Raw genomic sequence first — 18,979 nt, 5'->3', positions numbered from 1 at the left:
GCCCCGACAGGGCAATGGCCCGGGCCGCCCTGGGTCGGGGTCTGTCTGGAAAGTCAGGCACCGGCCCACACCCCGACCGGCCACCAGCGACAGCATGCTGGATGGGTAACCGGTTGGGAGTGCGGCCCGGTGCCGGAGATGGAAACGCGCCGTAAGGCGCGTTTCCAGACAGCCCCTCAGCGCGCGGCGGCGGCCGGGAAGGCGAAGTTGTCGTAGGAATTCTCGGCGACGCGGAACCACTGGAACTGCTCGTCGCGATACGGCTTGTAGGACTCCCACACCTTCTTGAAGCGCGGGTTGCGGGCCGAGGTCTCGTCATAGACCTCATGTGCCGCGCGCCAAGCGGCCTGCATGATGTCGCGCGGCCAGAACTTGAGCTGCGCGCCGGCGGCGATCAGGCGGCGCAACGCCTTGGGGTTCAGGTCATCGTAGCGGGCCAGCATCTCGACATCCTGCTCGGCCGTCGCGACCTGGATCGCGTATTTGTAGAGGTCCGGCAGCGCATCATAGGCGGCCTTGTTGGCCAGGAAGTGCAGCCGGGCCGAAGGCTCCCAGAAGCCGGGCGCGTAGTAGAAGCGGGCGACGCGGACGAAGCCGAGCTTCTCGTCGTCATGCGGGCCGACGAATTCCACGGCATCGAGCGTGCCGCGCTCCAGCGAGGGATAGATGTCCGCCGCCGCCACCTGGGTCGGCGCGGCGCCCATGCGCTGGAAGACCTGTCCCGCGAAGCCGGCGATGCGGAACTTCAGCCCCTGCAGCGCGGCGAGGTTGTTCACCTCGTTGCGGAACCAGCCGCCCATCTGCGCGCCGGTGTCGCCAGCGGTGAAGGCCACGGCATTGTAGTCGGAGAACAGCTCGGCCCCGAGCTCCTTGCCGCCGCCATAGCGCCACCAGGCGGTGAACTGGCGCGACTTCATGCCGAAGGGCATGGCGGTGAAGAAGGCGAAGGTCGGATCCTTGCCGACATAATAATAGGAGGCGGTGTGCGCGCACTCCACCGAGCCCTGCTGCACGGCTTCCAGCGCCGCGAGGGGGGGCGCGATCTCGCCGCCCGGGAAGGCCTGGATGCGGAACTTGCCGTCGGTCAGCTCACCGACGCGGCGCGCCAGGGCCTCGGCGGTGCCGAACAGCACGTCGAGGTTGCGCGGGAAGGAGGAGGTGAGCCGCCAGCGCACCTCCGGCATCTGGGTCTGGGCGAGGGCGGGCGTGGCCAGGGCTGCCGGGGCAGCAGCGGCCGCGGCCCCCATCAGGGCGCGACGGTTCATCGGGGCGTTCCTCCCGGGTTATCACGGAATGCGTGACCCATAGGCGATAGCATGGCGCGGGAAAAGCCTTCTCAGGCGGCGGCCGGGCGCGGCGCGGCCGGTCCGGTGCCGCGCAGGGCATAGGCCACCTGCACCGTCCCCGCCACCAGCCCCATGCCGACGCCGAGTTGCCAGGCCAGCACGTAGTCGCCCCGCAGGTCGAAGAGCAGCCCGCCGCCGAAGGCGCCGAGGAAGCTGCCAAGCTGGTGCGACATGAAGGCGAGCCCCTGGATCAGCGCCTGGAAGCGCAGCCCGAAATATTCGACCACCAGCCCCGAGACCAGCGGCGCCACGCCGAGCCAGAGGAAGCCCATGATGGCGGCGAAGACGAGGGTCGAGGCCTCGGTCGGTGCCCAGGTGAAATAGAGCCCGAGCACGATGGAACGGACCAGGTAGATCCCGCCCAGCAGCGCCCCCTTGTTCCACCGCCCGCCGGCCCAGCCGAAGAACAGCGACCCCAGCACATTGAAACCGCCGATCAGCCCCAGCGCCTTGGCCGACAGCATAGGATCCTGCCCACACAGCGCGAGGTAGGAGGGCAGGTGTGTCGTCAGGAAGACGAGTTGCAGCCCGCAGACGAAATAGGCCCCCGTCATGACCAGGAAGGGCATGTGCGACAGCGCCTGGCGCAGCGCCACGCTCATCCGTGGCGCTTCCCCGGGCGCGAGCGCCGGAACCGGCACGCGATCCACGCGTCCCGCCAGCCAGGCCGCCGGGATCATGGCGAGGCCCAGCAGCAGGAAGCCCCAGACGCCGGCGCGCCAACCCCAGCCCTCGGCGAGGACCTGGCCGATCGGCGCGGCGATCAGCGCCCCCACCGACCCGGCGGCGGAGACCATGCCGAGCGCCGTCGACCGCAACGCCGCCGGCACCGGCCGGGCCGCCACCGCGAGCGCCATGCCGCTGCCCGTGCAGGCCAGCCCCACCCCGATGAACAGTCCCGCCCCCACCAGCAGCGCGAAACCGCCCTGCGCCGAGGCCATGACAGCAAGCCCGACCAGATAGGACAGCACCCCCGCGACCAGCACCGGGCGGAAGCCCCAGCGCGCCGCGGCCGCGCCGGCGAAGGGCTGCAGCAGCCCCCAGCCAAGGTTCTGGATGGCGATGGCGAAAGTGAACTCGGCGACGGCGATGCCGAGCTCACGCGTCGCCGGCGCCATGAACAGGCCAAGGCTCTGACGCAGTCCCATGGCAAGGGAGAGCATCACCGCGGCGCCAAGCAACAGCGGCAGACAAGGGCGAAGCTGAGACTTCATGTGTCGGAGCATCGCGTGAGGCGCGCCCCGGCGTCGAGGCGGAAAGCCCTGCGCCCGGGCGCGTGCGGATATGCGCTGGGCGCGGTCGGCGACCGGAGAAGGGCTTTGCCCCTCTCCGGACCTCACCCCACCAAAGGCCACAGGGCCTTTGGAAACCGTCATCTGGTGCTGGGCAGAAGAGGAGCCGCGTGAAGGCCCAAGGGTCCGCTGCGCCCAGGTCGTTTCGTGAGCCTATTGCCCGAAGCGCGTTTCACGGTGTCAGCGCAACACTTATGCTGGCCACCAGGTTCCGGCGGTCCAGGGTGTGCGGCACCCTGGCGGGGTGAGCTTTGGAGAGGGGCGGGGCCCCTCTCCAATTCGCCTTATCCTTCTGCGAGCCGCATCGCCGTCTCCGCATGATCCGCGAGGTGCGCCTCGGCGTGATGCTCCTCGAGATACGTCGCGAAGCCGCTGAAGGACTGCCGAGCGGCGTCACCCGGCAGCGCGCCCGTCGCCTGCCAGAACCGCAGCAGCAGCAGCCAGGTCGCGGCGACGTCGGTCTCGCAGTATTCGGCGACTTCGGCGCCGCGGCCGGCAGCCATGGCGGGTTCGACCTCCGACCCGTCCATCCCGGATTTCGCAGTCAGGCCAAGCAGGGAACAGGCCTCGGCCAGGGACGGCATGGGCGAGGCGCGGAACCCCGAGAGCCGGTCGGCGAGGTCGATGTGATCCCGCCCATAGCGATAGCCATAGTCCCGCCCGTTGCCGCCATTCAGCGCGGGCATCGCGACGCCGGTCGCGATGGCACGGTAGCGCAGGACCGGCAGGTCGAAGCCGGAGGTGTTGAAGCCTGCCAGCATCGGCGCGGGGCGCTGCGCCATGGTGCGCTCGAACAGGGCCAGGATCTCCGCCTCGGGTGTCTCGCCGGTGTGGCGGGACGCCATGCGGCGCACGCGCCAGGGTTCCTCGGCGCCGTCGCGTTCGGCGACCAGCAGGGCGAGACAGGCGATGGCATGCAGCGGCGGCTTCAGGAAGGTCGTGGCCGGGTCCTGGCCCTCCCGCGCATAGCGGGCGCCGAGGCGGGCGCGCAGCGCGGCATCGGTCAGGCCCTCCGCGTCCTCGCCCAGCAGGGCGCGGCCGGCGGCGAGGTCCGGCACGGTTTCGATATCGAAGACGACGACACGTTCCATGGTCGGGAATGCTGCGCGGATCAGCCGCGCGGACGCAACAGCAGCACCGCGAGCAATGCGCAGAGCGCCGTAATGCCGAACCAGAATCCCGTCAGTGCCGCCGTTGCGCCGAAGGCGTCGATGGCGAGGCCGGTCAGCAAAGGCGGCACGCAGAACCCGGCATGGGCGACGAGGAAGACACCGGCCGCGGCACGCGCACGATCCTCGCCGGCCGCAGCTTCCGAGGCACCGGCGAGCGCGCCGACGAACAGAAAGCCATAGGCCGCGCTGCCCACCAGCGCCCCGCCTGCGAGCAGCGTCAGTAGCGCCGCATCCAGCGTGCCGAGGGTGACAAGCCCCGCCCCCGCCACCAGCACCGGCAGCCCGATCAGCGAGGCTCGCCGCGCCGGCAGCTTGCCCACGACCTGCTGGAAAGCGGTGCCGACCAGGATCATGAAGCAGACGGCGAGCGGCCCGAGCCGCGGATGCCCCGCCGCCGCCAATGCGGCCGGCACAGAGCTGATCGCGACGCCCGTCACGCTCCAGGCGGCGAACATGCCGAAGCTTGTCGTGACCGTTCCGCGTGGGAAGGCCGGCAGGCGCAGCCAGGCGACCGGCGCGGCCGGCCGGCGATCCGGCAGCCGCGCGACCAGCGGCAGCAGCAGCGCGATGGCGGCGAGATGCAGCCAGAACGTGACCGGCGGTTCGACATCGCCCATCAGCCAGAGTGCCGTGAGCGTCGCGATCCCGCCCACGGCGAAGGACCCGGCGGTGGCGAAGGCCGTCACGCGCCCGGCCAGCCGCCCGGCCTCCGGCCCGCCGGCGAGTTCCGCCGCCCAGGCCGTGGCGCCGCCGGCGACGAGGCCGATCGCCAGGCCTTGCAGCACGCGCGCCAGGGCCAGCGCCGGCAGGCCCGGCGCGATGGTCAGTGCGGTCGTCGCCAGGAAGGCGAAGACCAACGCCGCGAGCAGGCAAGGCTTCCGGCCGACGCGGTCCGACAGTCCGCCCAGCAGGGGCGCGGTGACGATCAGTGTCGTCGCATAGGCGATGAAGGCCAGCGCGAGCCCACCCGCCCCGCCGCCGCTGCGGGCGGCATAGGCGGTGAACAGCGGCATGGGCAGCGTGGTTGCGGCGCCGATCGCGAAGACGGCGGCGCCGATGGTGGCGACGGGACTCATGGGAAAGGCTTGGTGTGCTCCGTCGGGCGTGGCGTCACGCGCCGGCCTTGATGAAGGCGGCCGCGCGTTCGGCGACCAGCATCACCGCTGGCTGGATGTTCGGCGTCGGGATCAGCGGGAAGGCCGAGGCATCCGCCACGCGCAGCCCCGCGATGCCGCGCACCCGCAATTGTGGATCGAGCACCGCCATCGCATCCGTACCCATCTTCGCCGTGCCGCAGGGGTGGAAGACCGTGCCGGCGGTGGCGCGGATGTTCTCGAGGATCGCCTCGTCACTGATGGCGGCGGGGCCGGGGCGCAGTTCCTCCTCGATCAGCGCGGCGAGGGGCGCCTGCGCCGCCACCTTCCGCGCCAGACGCGCGCCGCCCAGCATGATCCGCACGTCGTTCGGGTGATCGAGGTAGTTGGCGCGGATGCCCGGCTTGTCGGCGATGTGCGGCGATCTCAGGAAGACCTCGCCGCGGCTGTCGGGGCGGCAGACACCGTAGTTGAACATGAAGCCCGGGAAGTCATGCAGCCCGGCTTCATAGGCGAAGGTCGAGAAGTTCACGAAGAGGAACTGGATCTCCGCTTCCTCGGCCCCCGGCGTGACGCGCGCGAAGGCGTTCGCCTCCCCGGCGCCGATGGCGAGCGGCCCGGTGCGCGCCAGCAGGTAGTCGAGCCCCATCTTCGCCTTGCGGAAAGGGGAGAGCAGGATCTCGTTCAGCGTGCCGCAGGGCTTCGAGCGGAAGATCAGCTTCGCGATCAGATGGTCCTGCAGGTTCTTCCCCACGCCTGGGCTGTGATGCACCACGGGAATGCCGAGCGCCTGCAGCGCCGTGCCATCCCCGATGCCGGACAGCATCAGCAGCTTCGGCGTTTCGATAGCGCCGGCCGAACAGACGATCTCCCGCGCCGCACGGAAGGTCACGGGCTGGCCGTTCTGCATCGCCTCGATCGCGGTGGCGCGGCCGTCCTCGATGACGATGCGGGTCGCGAGCACGCCCGTCTCGACGCGCAGATTGCCGCGCGCCATGGCGGGACGCAGATATTCCCGCGCGGTCGAGGATCGTCGCCCGCCATGCACGTTGAGCTGCACCGGTCCCGCGCCGTCGATCGCCGTGCCGTCGTTCCAGTCGCGGTTGCGCGGCAGGCCGGCGGCCACGCAGGCCTCGACGAAAGCCGCGGCGGCCGGCGCCAGGTGCCGCGGTTCCCGCACATGGATCGCGCCGTCGGAGCCGCGTGCCGGATCAGGCGGGCCGTCCCAGTGCTCGATGCGGCGAAAGACGGGCGCGACCTCCTCATGCGACCAGCCGGTCGCGCCGGCTTGCGCCCAACGGTCGTAGTCGTGCGGCGATCCGCGCAGGAAGACCAGGCCATTCACGCTGCCCGACCCGCCCAGCACCTTGCCGCGCGGCCAATGGATGCGGCGGTCGTTCAGGTTGGGCTCAGGCTCGGTCTCGTAGCGCCAGTCATACTTGCCGCTGCCGTAGAGCTTCGCATAACCCGCCGGCAGGCTGATCCAGATGTCGCGATCGGGCGGGCCGGCTTCGAGCAGCAGGACGCGGCAGGACGGATCCTCCGAAAGCCGCGCGGCGAGGATGCAGCCGGCGGAACCGCCGCCGGTGATGATGATGTCGGCGTGCTGGGTCATGCTGCGTGTCCGCCGATGCGGAGTTGGAGGGGCTTTGCCCCTCCAAGCCACCCCACCAAAGGCCGAAAGGCCTTTGGAAACCTCGACCTGGTGCCGGGCGCCACGGGCAGAGTGGTGCCGAAACCCGCACTTGCGCACCAGGCGTGCTTGGCGGGCACAGACTGCCCGTCGTGCCTGGCGCCAAGTGATTGCGGTCCAGGTGCTCCAAGCACCAGGGGCACCCATTGACGTTGCATGGCAACGTCAATGGGACCCCGATGGCGGCGTGGTTCGGAGGGGCAGAGCCCTTCCGATCTCCACTGCCGGGTCATCGGCAAAACCCCGCGCAAGGTGATTTGGACGAGCAGCGCCCCTTCACGGCAACATCCGATCACAGCGACTCCAACCGCACCCCGGTCTGGTCCACCACGCCCTTGAACTTGGCGAGTTCGGCCTGGAAGAACGCCCGCGCATCCGCCGGTGTGTTCGGCTGATCGTAGGCGGTGATGCCGGCCGTGACGAAGCGCTCGCGCAGTTGCGGGTCGGCCAGGGCGCTGTTGATCGCCCGGTTGAGCGTCGCGGTCACCGGTGCCGGCATGCGCGCCGGGCCCACGATGGCGAACCAATTGCCGATGTCGAATCCGGGCATGCCGGATTCCGCGAGGGTCGGGATGTCGGGGAAGGCGGGGAAGCGCTCGCGGCCGGTGATGGCCATGCCGCGCACGCGGTTGTCGCGCACCTGGCCGGCGGCGGAGGCGAGCACGGCGACGCCCCAGGCCGTCTCTCCGCGCGCGATGCTCTCCACCATCAGGCCGCCGGAGCGGTAGGGCACATGAGGGAACTTGCCGCCGAGGCCCAGCGAGGCAGCGATCGCCTCGCCTGCGAAATGCGGTATGGAACCGACGCCAGACGAGGCATAGGGCAGGTCGTCCTGCGGCCCGCTGCGCAGCTTCTGCACGGCCTCGGCGGCGTTGGCGGCGGGGAAGTCTGGCTTCGCCACCATGATCAGTGGGCCGTTCGCGACGACGGCGACATGGGTGAAGTCGTCGATCGGGTTGAACCGCGTGCCGCCCTGCATCGCATTGGGGAACAACGCGTGGGATGAGGCCTCGCAGAGCATCAGCACATGGCCGTCGGGCGGCAGGCGGCGCAGCCAATCGGAGGCGACAGTCCCCGAGGCGCCAGGCCGGTTCTCCACCACCACCCGGCCATTGGGGCCGAGGAAACCCTGCATCCGGTCGGCGATGAGCCGAGCCGTGACATCCGTTGACCCGCCCGGGGCGAAGCCGCTGACCAGGGTGATGGTGCGGTCCGGAAACGATTGCGCGCGCGCGATGGCGGGCAGGGCCAGCACGGGAAGGGCGAGAAGGCTCCGACGGTTCATTCGGACGTATTCCTGAAGCGTGTGGTTATATATGCCAGGGAAGCGCCGAACGGGGCTGAGGGCAAGACGTTCAGCCCGCCGCGCTACCCGCCAGGACATTCACCGCCAGGCCAAGGATGGCCGCGTTGAAGACGAAGGAGACCAGGCCATGGGCCAGCACCATGCGCCGGACCCCGGGGGCGCAGGTCGTGACATCCGAGACCTGGGCGGTCATGCCGACGGTGAAGCTGAGGTAGAGGAACTCGGCCCAATCCGGCCGGTCGCCGCCGGGAAAGACGATGCCGCCATCCTCCAGCCAATAGGCATGGGCGTAATGCACCGCGAAGACGATGTGCAGATAGGCCCAGGACAGCGCCAGCGTGCCGATACCGAGGGTGATGGAATGCGGCCCCCGGTCACCGACCCCGGCAATCTCGCTGACTACGCCGTAGAGCGCGGCAAGGGCAGCGGCCAGCGTGCCGGTCAGGACCGTCCAACGGCTGTCCTGCAGGATCTCCGCACGGCTGCGCAGCGTCTGGGGCGACGTGACGATCAACGCGTGGAGAAGGAATGCCGCATGCGTGGCCGCGCCCGCGCACCAGCCGAGCAGGATGGCCACGCGCAGCGGCAGGTCGGTCAGGACCCGCGCGGCGACAACCATCGCGACCAGCACGGCCAGCGCCAGCAGCAGCGTTGGCCGTTCGCGCAGTCGCAGCCGCATCAGGCGGCGAGCGCCCGCGCGAAGATTGCCGGGTCGGCGTTGCCGCCGCTGATGACGACACCGATCACGCCCCCCTTCGCCGTCACCTTGCCCGCAAGCACGGCGGCGAGGGCGACCGCGCCACCCGGCTCGGCGACGATCTTCAGATGCTCGAAAGCGAAGCGCATGGCGCGGAACACCTCGGCCTCGCTGACGGCGACGCCGCCGGCCAGATGGCGATGGTTGATCGGGAAGGTCAGCGCGCCGGGCTGCTTCGACAGCAGCGCATCGCACAGTCCGCTGCCCGGCCGTTCGACCGGGATGGGCCGGCCGGCCTGGAGCGACCGGCAGGTGTCATCCCAGCCTTCGGGTTCCACCGCATAGACCTCGGCGCGCGGGGCCAGGGATTCGAGTGCCAGGACGCAACCAGCCGTCAACCCGCCGCCACCCGTGCAGACAGCGAAGGCATCGAGGGTGAGGCCGAGGGAGGCCGCATCCTCGACCAGTTCCAACGCCACCGTGCCCTGGCCCGCGATCACATCCGGATGATCGAAGGGCGGGATCAGCGTCGCGCCGCGCTCGGCGGCGAGGGTCTCGGCGAGCGCGTCGCGATCCACGCCGTGGCGGTCGAAGGGGATGATCTCGGCACCCCAGCGGCGCGTTGCCTCGACCTTGATGGCGGGCGCATCCATCGGCATCGCGATGGTGGCCTTCATGCCCAGCATGTGCGCGGCCGCGGCGCAGGCCTGGCCGTGATTGCCCGAGGAGTGGGTGACGATGCCGCCGCGCCGCGCCTCGGAAGACAGAAGCAGCGCCGCATTGGTCGCGCCGCGCAGCTTGAAGGACCCGGTGCGCTGCAGGGGTTCCGGCTTCACCACGACCGTCGCGCCGGTGACGGCGTCGAGCAGCGGATGGCGCAGCAGCGGTGTCCGCAGCACACGTCCGGCGAGACGTGTCGCGGCGGCGCGGACGTCGTCGAAATGCGGTAGGGCGTCGGACATGGGCTGATCCTCCTGCCGCAGGGTAGGACAGAGTGCCGCGGCGGCAAGCCCGGCTTCGTGCTTAAGTGTCGAAAGCGCCGGAATGCCTGTCCTGTAGGCAATGCGCCCTCCATGGTTTGCGCGGTTGCCTTGCGCCGTTTCACCTGCCTAACCTGCCCGAGTCGGAAATGGACCCATCTGAGGTCCGTCCGGGAGGTTTGGAGGGAAGCAATGTCCAAGAACGGGATGTCCCGTCGCGCCGTGCTGCGCAACGGGGCCGGAGTACTGGTGGGCACGGCCGTCGGCGCGCCCATGGTCCATGCCCAGGGAACCGGCGGCACGCTGAAATGCGGCTTCTGGGATCACTGGGTGCCGGCGGGCAACGGCATCATGCGCGAGCTCTGCCAGGAATGGGGCCAGCGCAATCGCGTCGAGGTCCAGGTCGAGTTCATCACCTCGGTCGGCAATCAGAACCTGCTGACCATCAACGCCCAGGCGCAGTCGCGCAGCGGGCATGACATCCTGTCCTTCCCGACCTGGGAACCGGCAGCGAAGGCCGAACTGCTCGAGCCCATGGACGACGTGATGGGTCGGCTGGTGCAGAAATACGGCGAGGTGACGCCGGCGGCCGAATATCTCGGCAAGGTGCGCGGCAAGTGGGTGGCGGTCCCGGCGGTGTCGGGCACGCAGCTCAAGCCGGCCTGCACGCGCTTCGACCTGATGAAGCAGCATGCCGGGCTCGACATGCGTGCGATGTGGCCCAACAAGCCCGAGCGCGGCCCCGGGGCCGATGGCTGGACCTGGGAAGCCTTCGCCGCCGCCGCGGAGAAGTGCAAGGAAGCGAACGTGCCCTTCGGCCTGCCGATGGGCCAATTCTCGGACGCGGTGGACTGGGTGGGCGGGCTGCTCACCTCCTATGGCGCCTTCATGATGGATGAGCGCGGCAACCCGACCGTGCGCAACAACCCGAAGCTCCGCCAGGCTGTGGAGATGCTGGTGCGCATCTCCCGCGCGCTGCCGGACGACGTCTGGGCGTGGGACGATGCGTCCAACAACCGGGCGCTGATCTCGGGCCGTTCGGCGCTGATCTTCAACCCGCCCTCCGCCTGGGCGGTGGCGAAGCGCGACCAGCCGCAGGTGGCGGAGAATTGCTGGTACGCCCCCGCGCCGGCCGGCCCCGAAGGGCGCTACGTCGGCTACCTGCCATACTTCTGGGGCATCTGGTCGTTCAGCCGGATGAAGCCCGCGGCCAAGGGGCTGATCGAGTTCCTGTCGGAACGGCCGCAGGCCGAACGCCAGACCAATACGTCGAGCGGCTACGACATCCCGCCCTTCCTTTCCATGTCCGACTTCCGGATCTGGGAGACGGAAGGCCCACCGACCGGCTTCGCCTACAACTACCCGGTGAAGCCGCACCAGCAGCAGCGCACTTCCGTCGCCTTCGCCCCCGCACCCGCCGAATTCGCGGTGCAGGCCTACAACAACGGCCTGAACACCAAGCTCATCGCGCGCATCGTGCAGGGCGGCGAGAGCATCGACCAGGCCATGGGCTGGGTCGAGCGTGAACTGACCACCATCCGCCGCGGCGGCTGAGTCAGCAGGACCCGGCCAGGGCGCGCGAGCGATCGGGCGCCCTGGCCGCAACATCAGGGAGGACAGCATGGCAGCCGACGGCAGCATGGCCGTGAGCGCCCCGGCCACGGCCGGAAACGGGCGGGCGAATTCGCTGCAGCGCTTCGCGCGCCGGCGTTCGACGATCGCCTTCTTCATGACCTTGCCGTTGCTGGTGGTCATCGTCGGGCTCGTCGCCTATCCGGCCGGATACGGCATCTATCTCTCGACGCTGAACCGCCGGATGACGAGCTTTATGGAGGGCGACTGGCTGCCCACCGGTCTCGGCAATTTCGAGATCCTGTTCGGCTCCGACACTTTCTGGATGGTGGTCTGGCAGTCCTGCATCTTCGCCATCAGCGCCGTGCTGCTGAAGGCGCTGATCGGCTTCTGGCTGGCGCACATGCTGCACCACATCCCGACCAAGGGTCAGCGCAAGTGGCGCGGCATGCTGCTGATCCCCTGGGTCATCCCGCCGGCGCTGTCGACGCTCGGCTGGTGGTGGATGTTCGACCCGTCCTATTCCGCCATCAACTGGGTGCTGAACGTCTTCGCGGTGCCGGCAGTGCCGTGGCTCGGCGAACCCTGGTGGGCGCGCGCATCGGTCATCATCGTGAATGTCTGGTATGGCGCGCCCTTCTTCATGATCATGTATCTCGCGGCGCTGAAGTCGGTGCCCGATCAGCTCTATGAAGCGGCGGCGATCGACGGGGCGACCGGGTGGCAGAAGCTCCGCTACGTTACCCTGCCGATGATGGCGAACATCATCTCCATCACCGTGCTGTTCAGCCTGATCGTCACCTTCGCGAATTACGACATCGTCCGCGTGCTGACCAATGGCGGTCCGCGCGACCTGACGCATGTCTTCGCGTCCTACGCCTTCCAGGTCGGCATCCTGTCGAGCAACATCCCGCGCGGCGCGGCGGTCTCGCTGTTCATGTTCCCGATCCTCGCCGTCTGCGCCTTCTTCGTGCTGCGCGGCGTGACCCGCCGAAACAAGGAGCAGATGTGATGTCGGCGACCGCGGCAGGCCGGGACATCCCCGGCATCTACCACAAGGCGGGCAGCCTGCGCTCGGAGAGGCGCTGGGCGATGTGGACGGCGTATGTGTCGCTGATCATCGCGGCGATCATCTTCCTCGCGCCGCCTTTCTACATGCTCGTCACCAGCTTCAAGACGAATGCCGAGATCGCGGACTATTCGCTGAATCCCTGGCTGATCCGCTCGCCGACCTTCGAGCACTACGCGGCGATCCTGAGCAACCCGATCTTCATCCGCTTCTTCATCAACAGCTGCATCGTCACTGCCTGTGTGGTGGTGCTGACGATGGTGATCTCGGTGCTCGCCGCATTCGCGCTGGCGCGCATGCGCTTTTGGGGCAGCCAGGTGCTCGCGACGGGCGTGTTCCTCACCTACCTGGTGCCGGACACGCTGCTGTTCATCCCGCTTTACCAGATCGTCGGCGGGCTCGGGCTGCTGAACTCGGTATGGGGGCTGGTGCTGGTCTATCCGACGCTGACGGTGCCCTTCTGCACCTGGATCATGATCGGCTACTTCGCGTCGATCCCGAAGGAGCTGGATGAGGCCGCGCTGATCGACGGAGCGAACTGGATGCAGATGCTGCTGAAGATCTTCGTGCCCGTGGCGATGCCCGGCATCATCGCGGCGACGATCTTCGCCTTCACCGTATCCTGGGCCGCCTTCGTCTATCCGACCGCCTTCGTCACCACGGCCGAGCAGATGCCGCTCACCATCGGCGTCGTCTCGCAGCTCGTCCGCGGGGACACCTTCGCCTGGGGTCAGATCATGGCCGGCGCGCTGATGGCGGCGCTGCCACCGGTCATCATCTACGCCTTCCTCATGGATTACTACATTGCCGGCCTGACCGCCGGTGCGACGAAAGGCTAGCCGTCCGATCGCCGGAGCGCCGCAGGGCGCGGAGGCGTGAATAGGCCGGCTCAAACAAAAGGAATCGCAATGGCGCAAGTCTCGCTTCGCAAGATCGTCAAGGCCTATGAGGGCGATGTCCAGGCCGTGAAGGGCATCAACCTCGAGATCGACGATCATGAGTTCGTCGTGCTGGTCGGCCCGTCGGGCTGCGGCAAGTCCACAACGCTGCGCATGATCGCGGGTCTCGAGGAGATCACCGATGGCGAGATCGCCATCGGCGGCGCAGTGGTCAACGACATCCCGCCGCGCGACCGCGACATCGCGATGGTGTTCCAGAACTATGCGCTCTATCCGCACATGTCGGTCTACGACAACATGGCCTTCGGCCTGACGCTGCGGAAATTCCCCAAGGCCGAGATCGACAAGCGGGTGAAGGAGGCTGCGCGCATCCTCGACATCACGCCGCTGCTGGAACGCAAGCCCAAGGCGCTGTCGGGCGGCCAGCGGCAGCGCGTGGCGATGGGCCGCGCCATCGTGCGCGACCCCAAGGTGTTCCTGTTCGACGAACCGCTGTCGAACCTCGATGCCAAGCTGCGCGTGCAGATGCGCACCGAGATCAAGAAGGTGCACCAGACGGTGCGCACGACCACCGTCTACGTCACCCACGACCAGGTGGAGGCCATGACGCTGGCCGACCGCGTCGTGGTGATGAATCAGGGCATCATCGAGCAGGTCGGCCCGCCGCAGGAGCTCTATCACCATCCGGCCACGAAATTCGTCGCCGGATTCATCGGCAGCCCCGCGATGAACTTCATGCCGGCGCGGCTCGAGGAAGCCTCTGGCGCACTGAACGTCACCTTGGCGAACGGCACGTCGCTGCCGGTTCCGGACTCGCGCAGCGCGCGGTATCGGCCGCATGTCGGCAAGGCGCTGCTGTTCGGCATCCGGCCCGAGCACCTGACCGACGAAAAGACGATGGACAAGGACAACCTCGCGCCTCTGTCGCTGACGCCGGAAGTCATCGAGCCGATGGGCATGGAGACGCTCGCGCATTTCCGCCAGGACGGCGCGGAGATCACCGCGCGGCTCGATCCCGCGACGCCGGCGGAGGTCGGGGTGCCCTTGCGCCTTCTCGCGCATATGGATCAGATGCACCTCATCGATCCCACGAACGACAAGGTGCTCTGAATGAAGCGTCTGGACGGGAAGTCCGCCTGGGTGACCGGGGCGGGCAGCGGCATCGGCCGCGCCATCGCCATTGCCTTCGCGCAGGAAGGCGCGAAGGTCGCGCTGACGGGCCGCCGCACCGCGCCGCTGGAGGAAACGGCGAAGATGATCGGCGAGGGTGCTGTCGTCGTGCCGGCGGACCTGACGGATGAGAAGCAGGTCGCCGCCGCGCTCGCCAAGGTGGAGTCCACGATCGGCGGCCCCGACATCCTGGTGAACAATGCCGGGGTGAACCTGCCGAAGCGCTACATGCACCAGCTGACGCCCGAGGCGATCCGGTCGCTGGTGGATGGCAATCTGACGGCGCCGTTCATGACCTCGATCGCTGTCCTGCCGGGCATGCGCGCGCGCGGCGGCGGGATGCTGATCCAGATCGCCTCCATGGCGGGGAAGGGGATCTCCTTCCTCTCCGGTCCCGGCTACACGGCGGCGAAGCATGGCTTCGTCGCGTTGTCGCAGTCGATCAACCAGGAGAACGGCATCCACAACATCCGCTCCTGCTGCATCTGCCCCGGCGAGGTCGCGACCGACATCTTGAAAAACCGGCCCGAGCCCGTGCCGCAGGAAGACATCGAGCGGCTGCTGCAGCCGGAGGACCTCGCCGCCATGGCGTTGTTCGCCGCGACCATGCCGCCGCGGGTGAACATCACCGAGATGCTGGTGACGCCGACCTATATGCGGCTCCTGGCGCCGCAGGCGCGCAAGGTTGCGGCGATGTAGCTGAAGGTTGGGGGAGATGAACTCCCCCAAACCCCCTCCTTATTTTGGTCACCTGGCGCCGGCCGCGGCGGTCAGTCCCCAGCGGCCAAAAAGCGGAGGGGGATTCGGGGGAGGTGTTTCTCCCCCGTGCTTTCTTTTTCGGGAACGCCCTCCATGGACATGCTGCACATCCCTGTCGACGCGCTGACCGCTCTGGTGCGCGACATCTTCATCGCCTCCGGCTGCGACGGCGCGGAGGCGGGGCGCATCGCGACGCATCTCGTCGGCGCCAACCTGGCCGGGCATGACAGCCATGGGGTGGTGCGCGTGCCGCGCTACGTCGAATGGCTCGAGGCCGGCTACGTACTGAAGGGCCAGGATGCGGAGGTCGTCACCGATGGCGGCTCCTTCGCGGTGCTCGACGGCAAGTGGGGCTTCGGGCAGACAGTGGCACCACAAGCGGTCGCGCTGGGCATCGAGCGCGCGCAGGAGAACGGCGTCTGCATCACCGCGCTGCGCAATGCGGGGCACATCGGGCGTGTCGGGGATTATGCGGAACAGGCGATCGCGGCGGGGTTGATTTCCATCCACTTCGTCAATGTCGCGGGCAGTGTGCTGGTCGCACCCTTCGGTGGGGTGGAACGGCGCTTTTCAACGAACCCGGTGTCGATCGGCGTGCCGCTGCCGGGACGACCGCTGGTGCTGGATTTCGCGACCTCGCTGGTCGCGGAAGGCAAGGTGCTGGTGGCGTCCAGCGGCGGCAAGAAGCTGCCGGAAGGCGCGCTCATCGAGCCGGATGGGCGGCTGTCGACCGATCCGCACACGCTGTATGGCCCCTATGACGCGGTCGGGCCGCGCGATCCGTCGAAGGGCGCGGGTGCCATCCGTGCCTTCGGCGACCACAAGGGGTCGGGCCTGTCCTTCATGTGCGAGATGCTGGCGGGCTGCCTGACGGCAGGCGGAACCTCGGGCCCGATCAGCGAGCGCAGCCGCATTGCCAACGGCATGCTGTCCATCTTCCTCTCACCCAGGCATTTCGGCACCCAGGCGGAGTTCGAGGCGATGGGCCTGCGCTATGCCGAATGGATCAGCGCGACGCGCCCTGCGAACCCCGCGGAACCTGTGCTGCTGCCCGGCGAGCCGGAGGCGCAGCGCCGTGCCGACCGTACCGCGCACGGCGTACCGCTGCCGGCGGAGACCTGGTCGAACATCCTCGCCACCGCCACGCGGCTGGGGGTGAAGAGCCCGGTCTAGGTCAAGGCAAGGAAGGCCCGCAGCGCGGCGACGTCCTCCACGCCGCGCGGATCGGCGAGGCGTTTATACAGCGCCGCAGCGCCCTGGTAGATCGCCGGCGCCGCATCGTCGGCGCTGGTGAAGTCGGCGATCTCCTCCATCTCGCCGGACCAGCGATAGGCCTTGTCGAACATGGTCGGCACCATGCGCGCGAACCAGGCGGCGAGCGCGGGCTGGCTGCGGGCGAGTTCAGCATGCAGCGCCTCGGCCGCCCCGGCGCGGCTTGCCGCGAGCATCATGGCCGAGCCGATCGCGACCAGCCCCTTGGTGATGCCGGCATAGGACATCTTCAGCGCCGAGGCCGCGCCTATCGGCCCTTCGACCAGCCGCAGATCGAGGCCACGCCCCGCGAGCAGCGCGATCAGGCCGGGCGCCTCCTCGCCCGAGACGTGGATGACCGGGCCGGCATAACCCTCCCGCGGTGGCCCGCCGATGATCCCGGCGTCGGCGACGCGCAGGCCGTGGCTTTGCACCAAGCTTGCCAGCCGCTGCATCGTCGCCGGGCTGATCGCGTTGCAATCGACATAGAGCGGCGGCTTCGCCGCCGTGGCGAAGCGCGGCGCCAGGCGTTCCGCCGTCGCCAGCGCCTCCGCCGGCGGGAGGATGGAAAGGAAGGCCTCGGCTTCGGCGAGCGCCGCTTCCGGCACCGCCCGCATGCCGGCGGCGGCGGCGCGCTGCGCGCTGGCGGCGCTGCGGCCTTCCACGCAGGTCAGCACCGTGACGCCATGGGCGACGAGCCGCGCCGCGACGCCGGCGCCCATGGCGCCCTGGGAGAGGATGGCGATCACCGGGTCTGGCATGGCGCGTCTCCGTATCGTGGCCTGTGTTGGCGCAGCCTGGACCGGCCGGCGTGCCGCGCCAATCCCAAGGCCGGATTTGGCGCAGGGCGCGTTCAGGGCTAGCCTCCTCGCACCGGAGCCTGAAAGGCCCGGAGGGAAGGAATTCGTCCGCTGCCTGCCGGTGCGCCACGTGCCGGCACTCGGTGCGGCGCGCCGTCCTTCCCGCGCAGGCAGGAGAAGGAACGGCCAGCATGCCCACCATCCGACCAAACGGCGCTACGCTCGGTGCGACGGTCACCGGCATCGATCTCTCGCGTCCCATGACCGCGGCGGATTTCGCGACGATCCTGCGCGCGCTGGGTGAGCACGGCGTGCTGTGCTTCCCGAACCAGTTGCTCGAGCCGGCGGCGCTGCGCGACTTCTCGCTGCGCTTCGGGTCGATCCAGACCTCGCTGTCCGGCAAGTTCCAGGATCCGGATGTCCCCGAGGTCGGCATCCTGTCGAACATCATGGTGGACGGGAAGCCGATCGGCCTCGCCGATGCGGGTCAGGACTGGCACACCGACATGTCCTATCGCGACACGATGGGCTTCGTGAATGTCCTGAACGCGCACAAGGTGCCGCGGCGCGACGGCCGCGTGCTGGGCTCCACCGAATTCGCGAACATGCACGCCGCCTATGACGCGCTCGACCCGTCGCTGAAGAAGCGTCTGGAGAACGCCACCGCGACGCATGACTTCAACAAGTTCTGGGACATGATGGTCAAGCGCGGCACCGCCAACCGCAAGCCGCTGACGCCGGAAGAACGCGCGAAGCGGCCGCCTTCGGTGCATCCGGTGTTCCTGACGCATCCGATCACCGGGCGGAAGGTGCTCTACTGCAACCCCGGCTACGCGATCCGCATCAATGAGCTGGACGAGGCCGAGAGCGACCGGGTGCTTGAGGAACTCTTCGCCCACCAGCTCCAGCCGCGCTTCCTCTACACGCATGTCTGGAGCGAAGGCGACCTGCTGATCTGGGACAATATCGGCACGCTGCACAATGCCATCCCGGATTACGGCCCGAACGAGCACCGGCTGATGAAGCGCTGCCAGGTGATGGCGGACAAGGTGTTCCAGGCGGACTTCATTCGCCAGGCGCTCGCCGCCTGATGCGCTGGATCCGCTTCACGGCCGAGGGCCGCACCGCCTATGGCATCCTGGAAGGGGATCGCATCGCCGAAGTCGCGGGCGATCCCTTCCGCGGCTACGAATCCACATCGCGCCGGCACGATCTGTCGGCCGTGAGGATCGAGGTGCCCGTCATCCCGCCCACCTTCTACGCGGCGGGCCTGAACTACGTCGAACACGTGAAGGAAGGGGCGGCGCGGCGCGGCGAGACGCCCAACATCCCGGCCAAGCCCGACATGGGATACCGCGCCGCCAATGCGCTGATCGCCCATGGCGAGACCGTCGTCATCCCCGCCGATGCGACGGAGAAGGTGCATTACGAGGGCGAGATCGTCGCCGTGGTGGGGAAGACGGCGAAGCACCTTACCGAGGAGAATGCGCTCTCCTGCCTGCTCGGCTGGACCATCGGCAATGATGTCAGCGAACGCACGTGGCAGAAGGCGGACCGCACCTTCTGGCGCGCCAAGAATACCGACACCTTCAAGCCGATGGGCCCCTGGATCGAGACCGATTTCGACCTCGACGCCGCGGAGACCATCGTGCGCTTGAACGGCGAGATCACCACGCGCTTCGCCACCAACCACATGCTGTTCGGCGTGGCGACATTCATCGCGACCATGACGCGCAACATCACGCTGTATCCGGGTGACGTGATCTGGATGGGCACGGATGGCGTCTCCCCCGACCTCAAGCACGGCGATGTGGTGGATATCGAGATCACCGGCATCGGCCATCTGACCAACCCCTTCATCCGCGAAGGCGCCTGACAC

General features: G+C 68.7%; 17 protein-coding genes. 8 read left to right on the top strand and 9 right to left on the bottom strand.

Annotated features, from left to right (window positions below):
* Nucleotides 1–176: 176 nt before the first annotated feature.
* The 8 genes from KPL78_RS11140 to KPL78_RS11105 all read right to left on the bottom strand — a co-directional run bounded on the left by KPL78_RS11140 (nt 177) and on the right by KPL78_RS11105 (nt 9,562).
* Nucleotides 177–1,265, bottom strand: coding sequence for a TRAP transporter substrate-binding protein (locus KPL78_RS11140; RefSeq protein ID WP_219763009.1), 1,089 nt, complete (start codon nt 1,263–1,265; stop codon nt 177–179).
* 71 nt (nt 1,266–1,336) lie between these two features.
* Nucleotides 1,337–2,560, bottom strand: coding sequence for an MFS transporter (locus KPL78_RS11135; RefSeq protein ID WP_219763008.1), 1,224 nt, complete (start codon nt 2,558–2,560; stop codon nt 1,337–1,339).
* 362 nt (nt 2,561–2,922) lie between these two features.
* Nucleotides 2,923–3,729 carry a 3'-5' exonuclease gene (locus tag KPL78_RS11130; protein ID WP_219763007.1) on the bottom strand — a complete coding sequence of 269 codons (807 nt, stop codon included), beginning with the start codon at nt 3,727–3,729 and terminating at the stop codon, nt 2,923–2,925.
* Nucleotides 3,730–3,749: 20 nt separating this feature from the next.
* Nucleotides 3,750–4,886 (bottom strand): MFS transporter, encoded by a 1,137-nt coding sequence (locus KPL78_RS11125; protein ID WP_219763006.1) that lies wholly within the window; start codon nt 4,884–4,886, stop codon nt 3,750–3,752.
* Nucleotides 4,887–4,920: 34 nt separating this feature from the next.
* Nucleotides 4,921–6,519: a GMC family oxidoreductase gene (locus tag KPL78_RS11120; protein ID WP_219763005.1), complete on the bottom strand. Its 1,599-nt coding sequence runs from the start codon at nt 6,517–6,519 to the stop codon at nt 4,921–4,923.
* A 370-nt stretch (nt 6,520–6,889) separates the two neighbouring features.
* Nucleotides 6,890–7,882 (bottom strand): Bug family tripartite tricarboxylate transporter substrate binding protein, encoded by a 993-nt coding sequence (locus KPL78_RS11115; RefSeq protein ID WP_219763004.1) that lies wholly within the window; start codon nt 7,880–7,882, stop codon nt 6,890–6,892.
* A gap of 70 nt (nt 7,883–7,952) precedes the next feature.
* Nucleotides 7,953–8,582, bottom strand: a complete 630-nt coding sequence (locus KPL78_RS11110) for a DUF1345 domain-containing protein (protein ID WP_219763003.1) — start codon at nt 8,580–8,582, stop codon at nt 7,953–7,955.
* On the bottom strand, nt 8,582–9,562 hold the full coding sequence (locus tag KPL78_RS11105) for a threonine ammonia-lyase (RefSeq protein ID WP_219763002.1): 981 nt from the start codon (nt 9,560–9,562) through the stop codon (nt 8,582–8,584). The genes KPL78_RS11110 and KPL78_RS11105 overlap by 1 nt, the downstream gene beginning before the upstream one ends.
* Before the next feature lie 225 nt (nt 9,563–9,787).
* On the opposite strand from KPL78_RS11105, the gene KPL78_RS11100 reads away from it, so the two are divergent.
* From KPL78_RS11100 to KPL78_RS11075, 6 genes are all read left to right on the top strand, one after another.
* The gene (locus KPL78_RS11100; protein WP_255568852.1) at nt 9,788–11,134 is read left to right on the top strand and encodes an ABC transporter substrate-binding protein; all 1,347 of its coding nucleotides are present in this window, start codon (nt 9,788–9,790) and stop codon (nt 11,132–11,134) included.
* Between the two features lie 67 nt (nt 11,135–11,201).
* Entirely contained in the window at nt 11,202–12,164 is a 963-nt protein-coding gene (locus tag KPL78_RS11095) for a carbohydrate ABC transporter permease (RefSeq protein ID WP_219763000.1), read from the top strand.
* On the top strand, nt 12,164–13,060 hold the full coding sequence (locus KPL78_RS11090) for a carbohydrate ABC transporter permease (RefSeq protein WP_219762999.1): 897 nt from the start codon (nt 12,164–12,166) through the stop codon (nt 13,058–13,060). Before KPL78_RS11095 ends, KPL78_RS11090 begins: the two co-directional genes overlap by 1 nt.
* Before the next feature lie 69 nt (nt 13,061–13,129).
* Nucleotides 13,130–14,230, top strand: a complete 1,101-nt coding sequence (locus KPL78_RS11085) for an ABC transporter ATP-binding protein (protein WP_219762998.1) — start codon at nt 13,130–13,132, stop codon at nt 14,228–14,230.
* Nucleotides 14,231–14,989 carry an SDR family oxidoreductase gene (locus KPL78_RS11080; RefSeq protein ID WP_219762997.1) on the top strand — a complete coding sequence of 253 codons (759 nt, stop codon included), beginning with the start codon at nt 14,231–14,233 and terminating at the stop codon, nt 14,987–14,989.
* A gap of 153 nt (nt 14,990–15,142) precedes the next feature.
* Entirely contained in the window at nt 15,143–16,222 is a 1,080-nt protein-coding gene (locus KPL78_RS11075) for a malate/lactate/ureidoglycolate dehydrogenase (protein ID WP_219762996.1), read from the top strand.
* Here the strand turns inward: KPL78_RS11075 and KPL78_RS11070 are convergent.
* Nucleotides 16,219–17,061, bottom strand: a complete 843-nt coding sequence (locus KPL78_RS11070; RefSeq protein WP_219762995.1) for an NAD(P)-dependent oxidoreductase — start codon at nt 17,059–17,061, stop codon at nt 16,219–16,221. The two genes, KPL78_RS11075 and KPL78_RS11070, sit on opposite strands and share 4 nt — an antisense overlap.
* Before the next feature lie 230 nt (nt 17,062–17,291).
* Here KPL78_RS11070 and KPL78_RS11065 point away from each other — a divergent pair, with 230 nt between their 5' ends.
* Nucleotides 17,292–18,191 carry a TauD/TfdA dioxygenase family protein gene (locus KPL78_RS11065; protein ID WP_219762994.1) on the top strand — a complete coding sequence of 300 codons (900 nt, stop codon included), beginning with the start codon at nt 17,292–17,294 and terminating at the stop codon, nt 18,189–18,191.
* Nucleotides 18,191–18,976: a fumarylacetoacetate hydrolase family protein gene (locus KPL78_RS11060; RefSeq protein WP_219762993.1), complete on the top strand. Its 786-nt coding sequence runs from the start codon at nt 18,191–18,193 to the stop codon at nt 18,974–18,976. The genes KPL78_RS11065 and KPL78_RS11060 overlap by 1 nt, the downstream gene beginning before the upstream one ends.
* Nucleotides 18,977–18,979 lie beyond the last annotated feature (3 nt).

Origin of the sequence: Roseomonas alba (assembly GCF_019430885.1) — a bacterium.
GTDB lineage: Bacteria > Pseudomonadota > Alphaproteobacteria > Acetobacterales > Acetobacteraceae > Neoroseomonas > Neoroseomonas alba.
The sequence above is the reverse complement of the archived record's forward strand: the minus strand, read 5'-3'. Positions and strand labels throughout refer to the sequence as shown.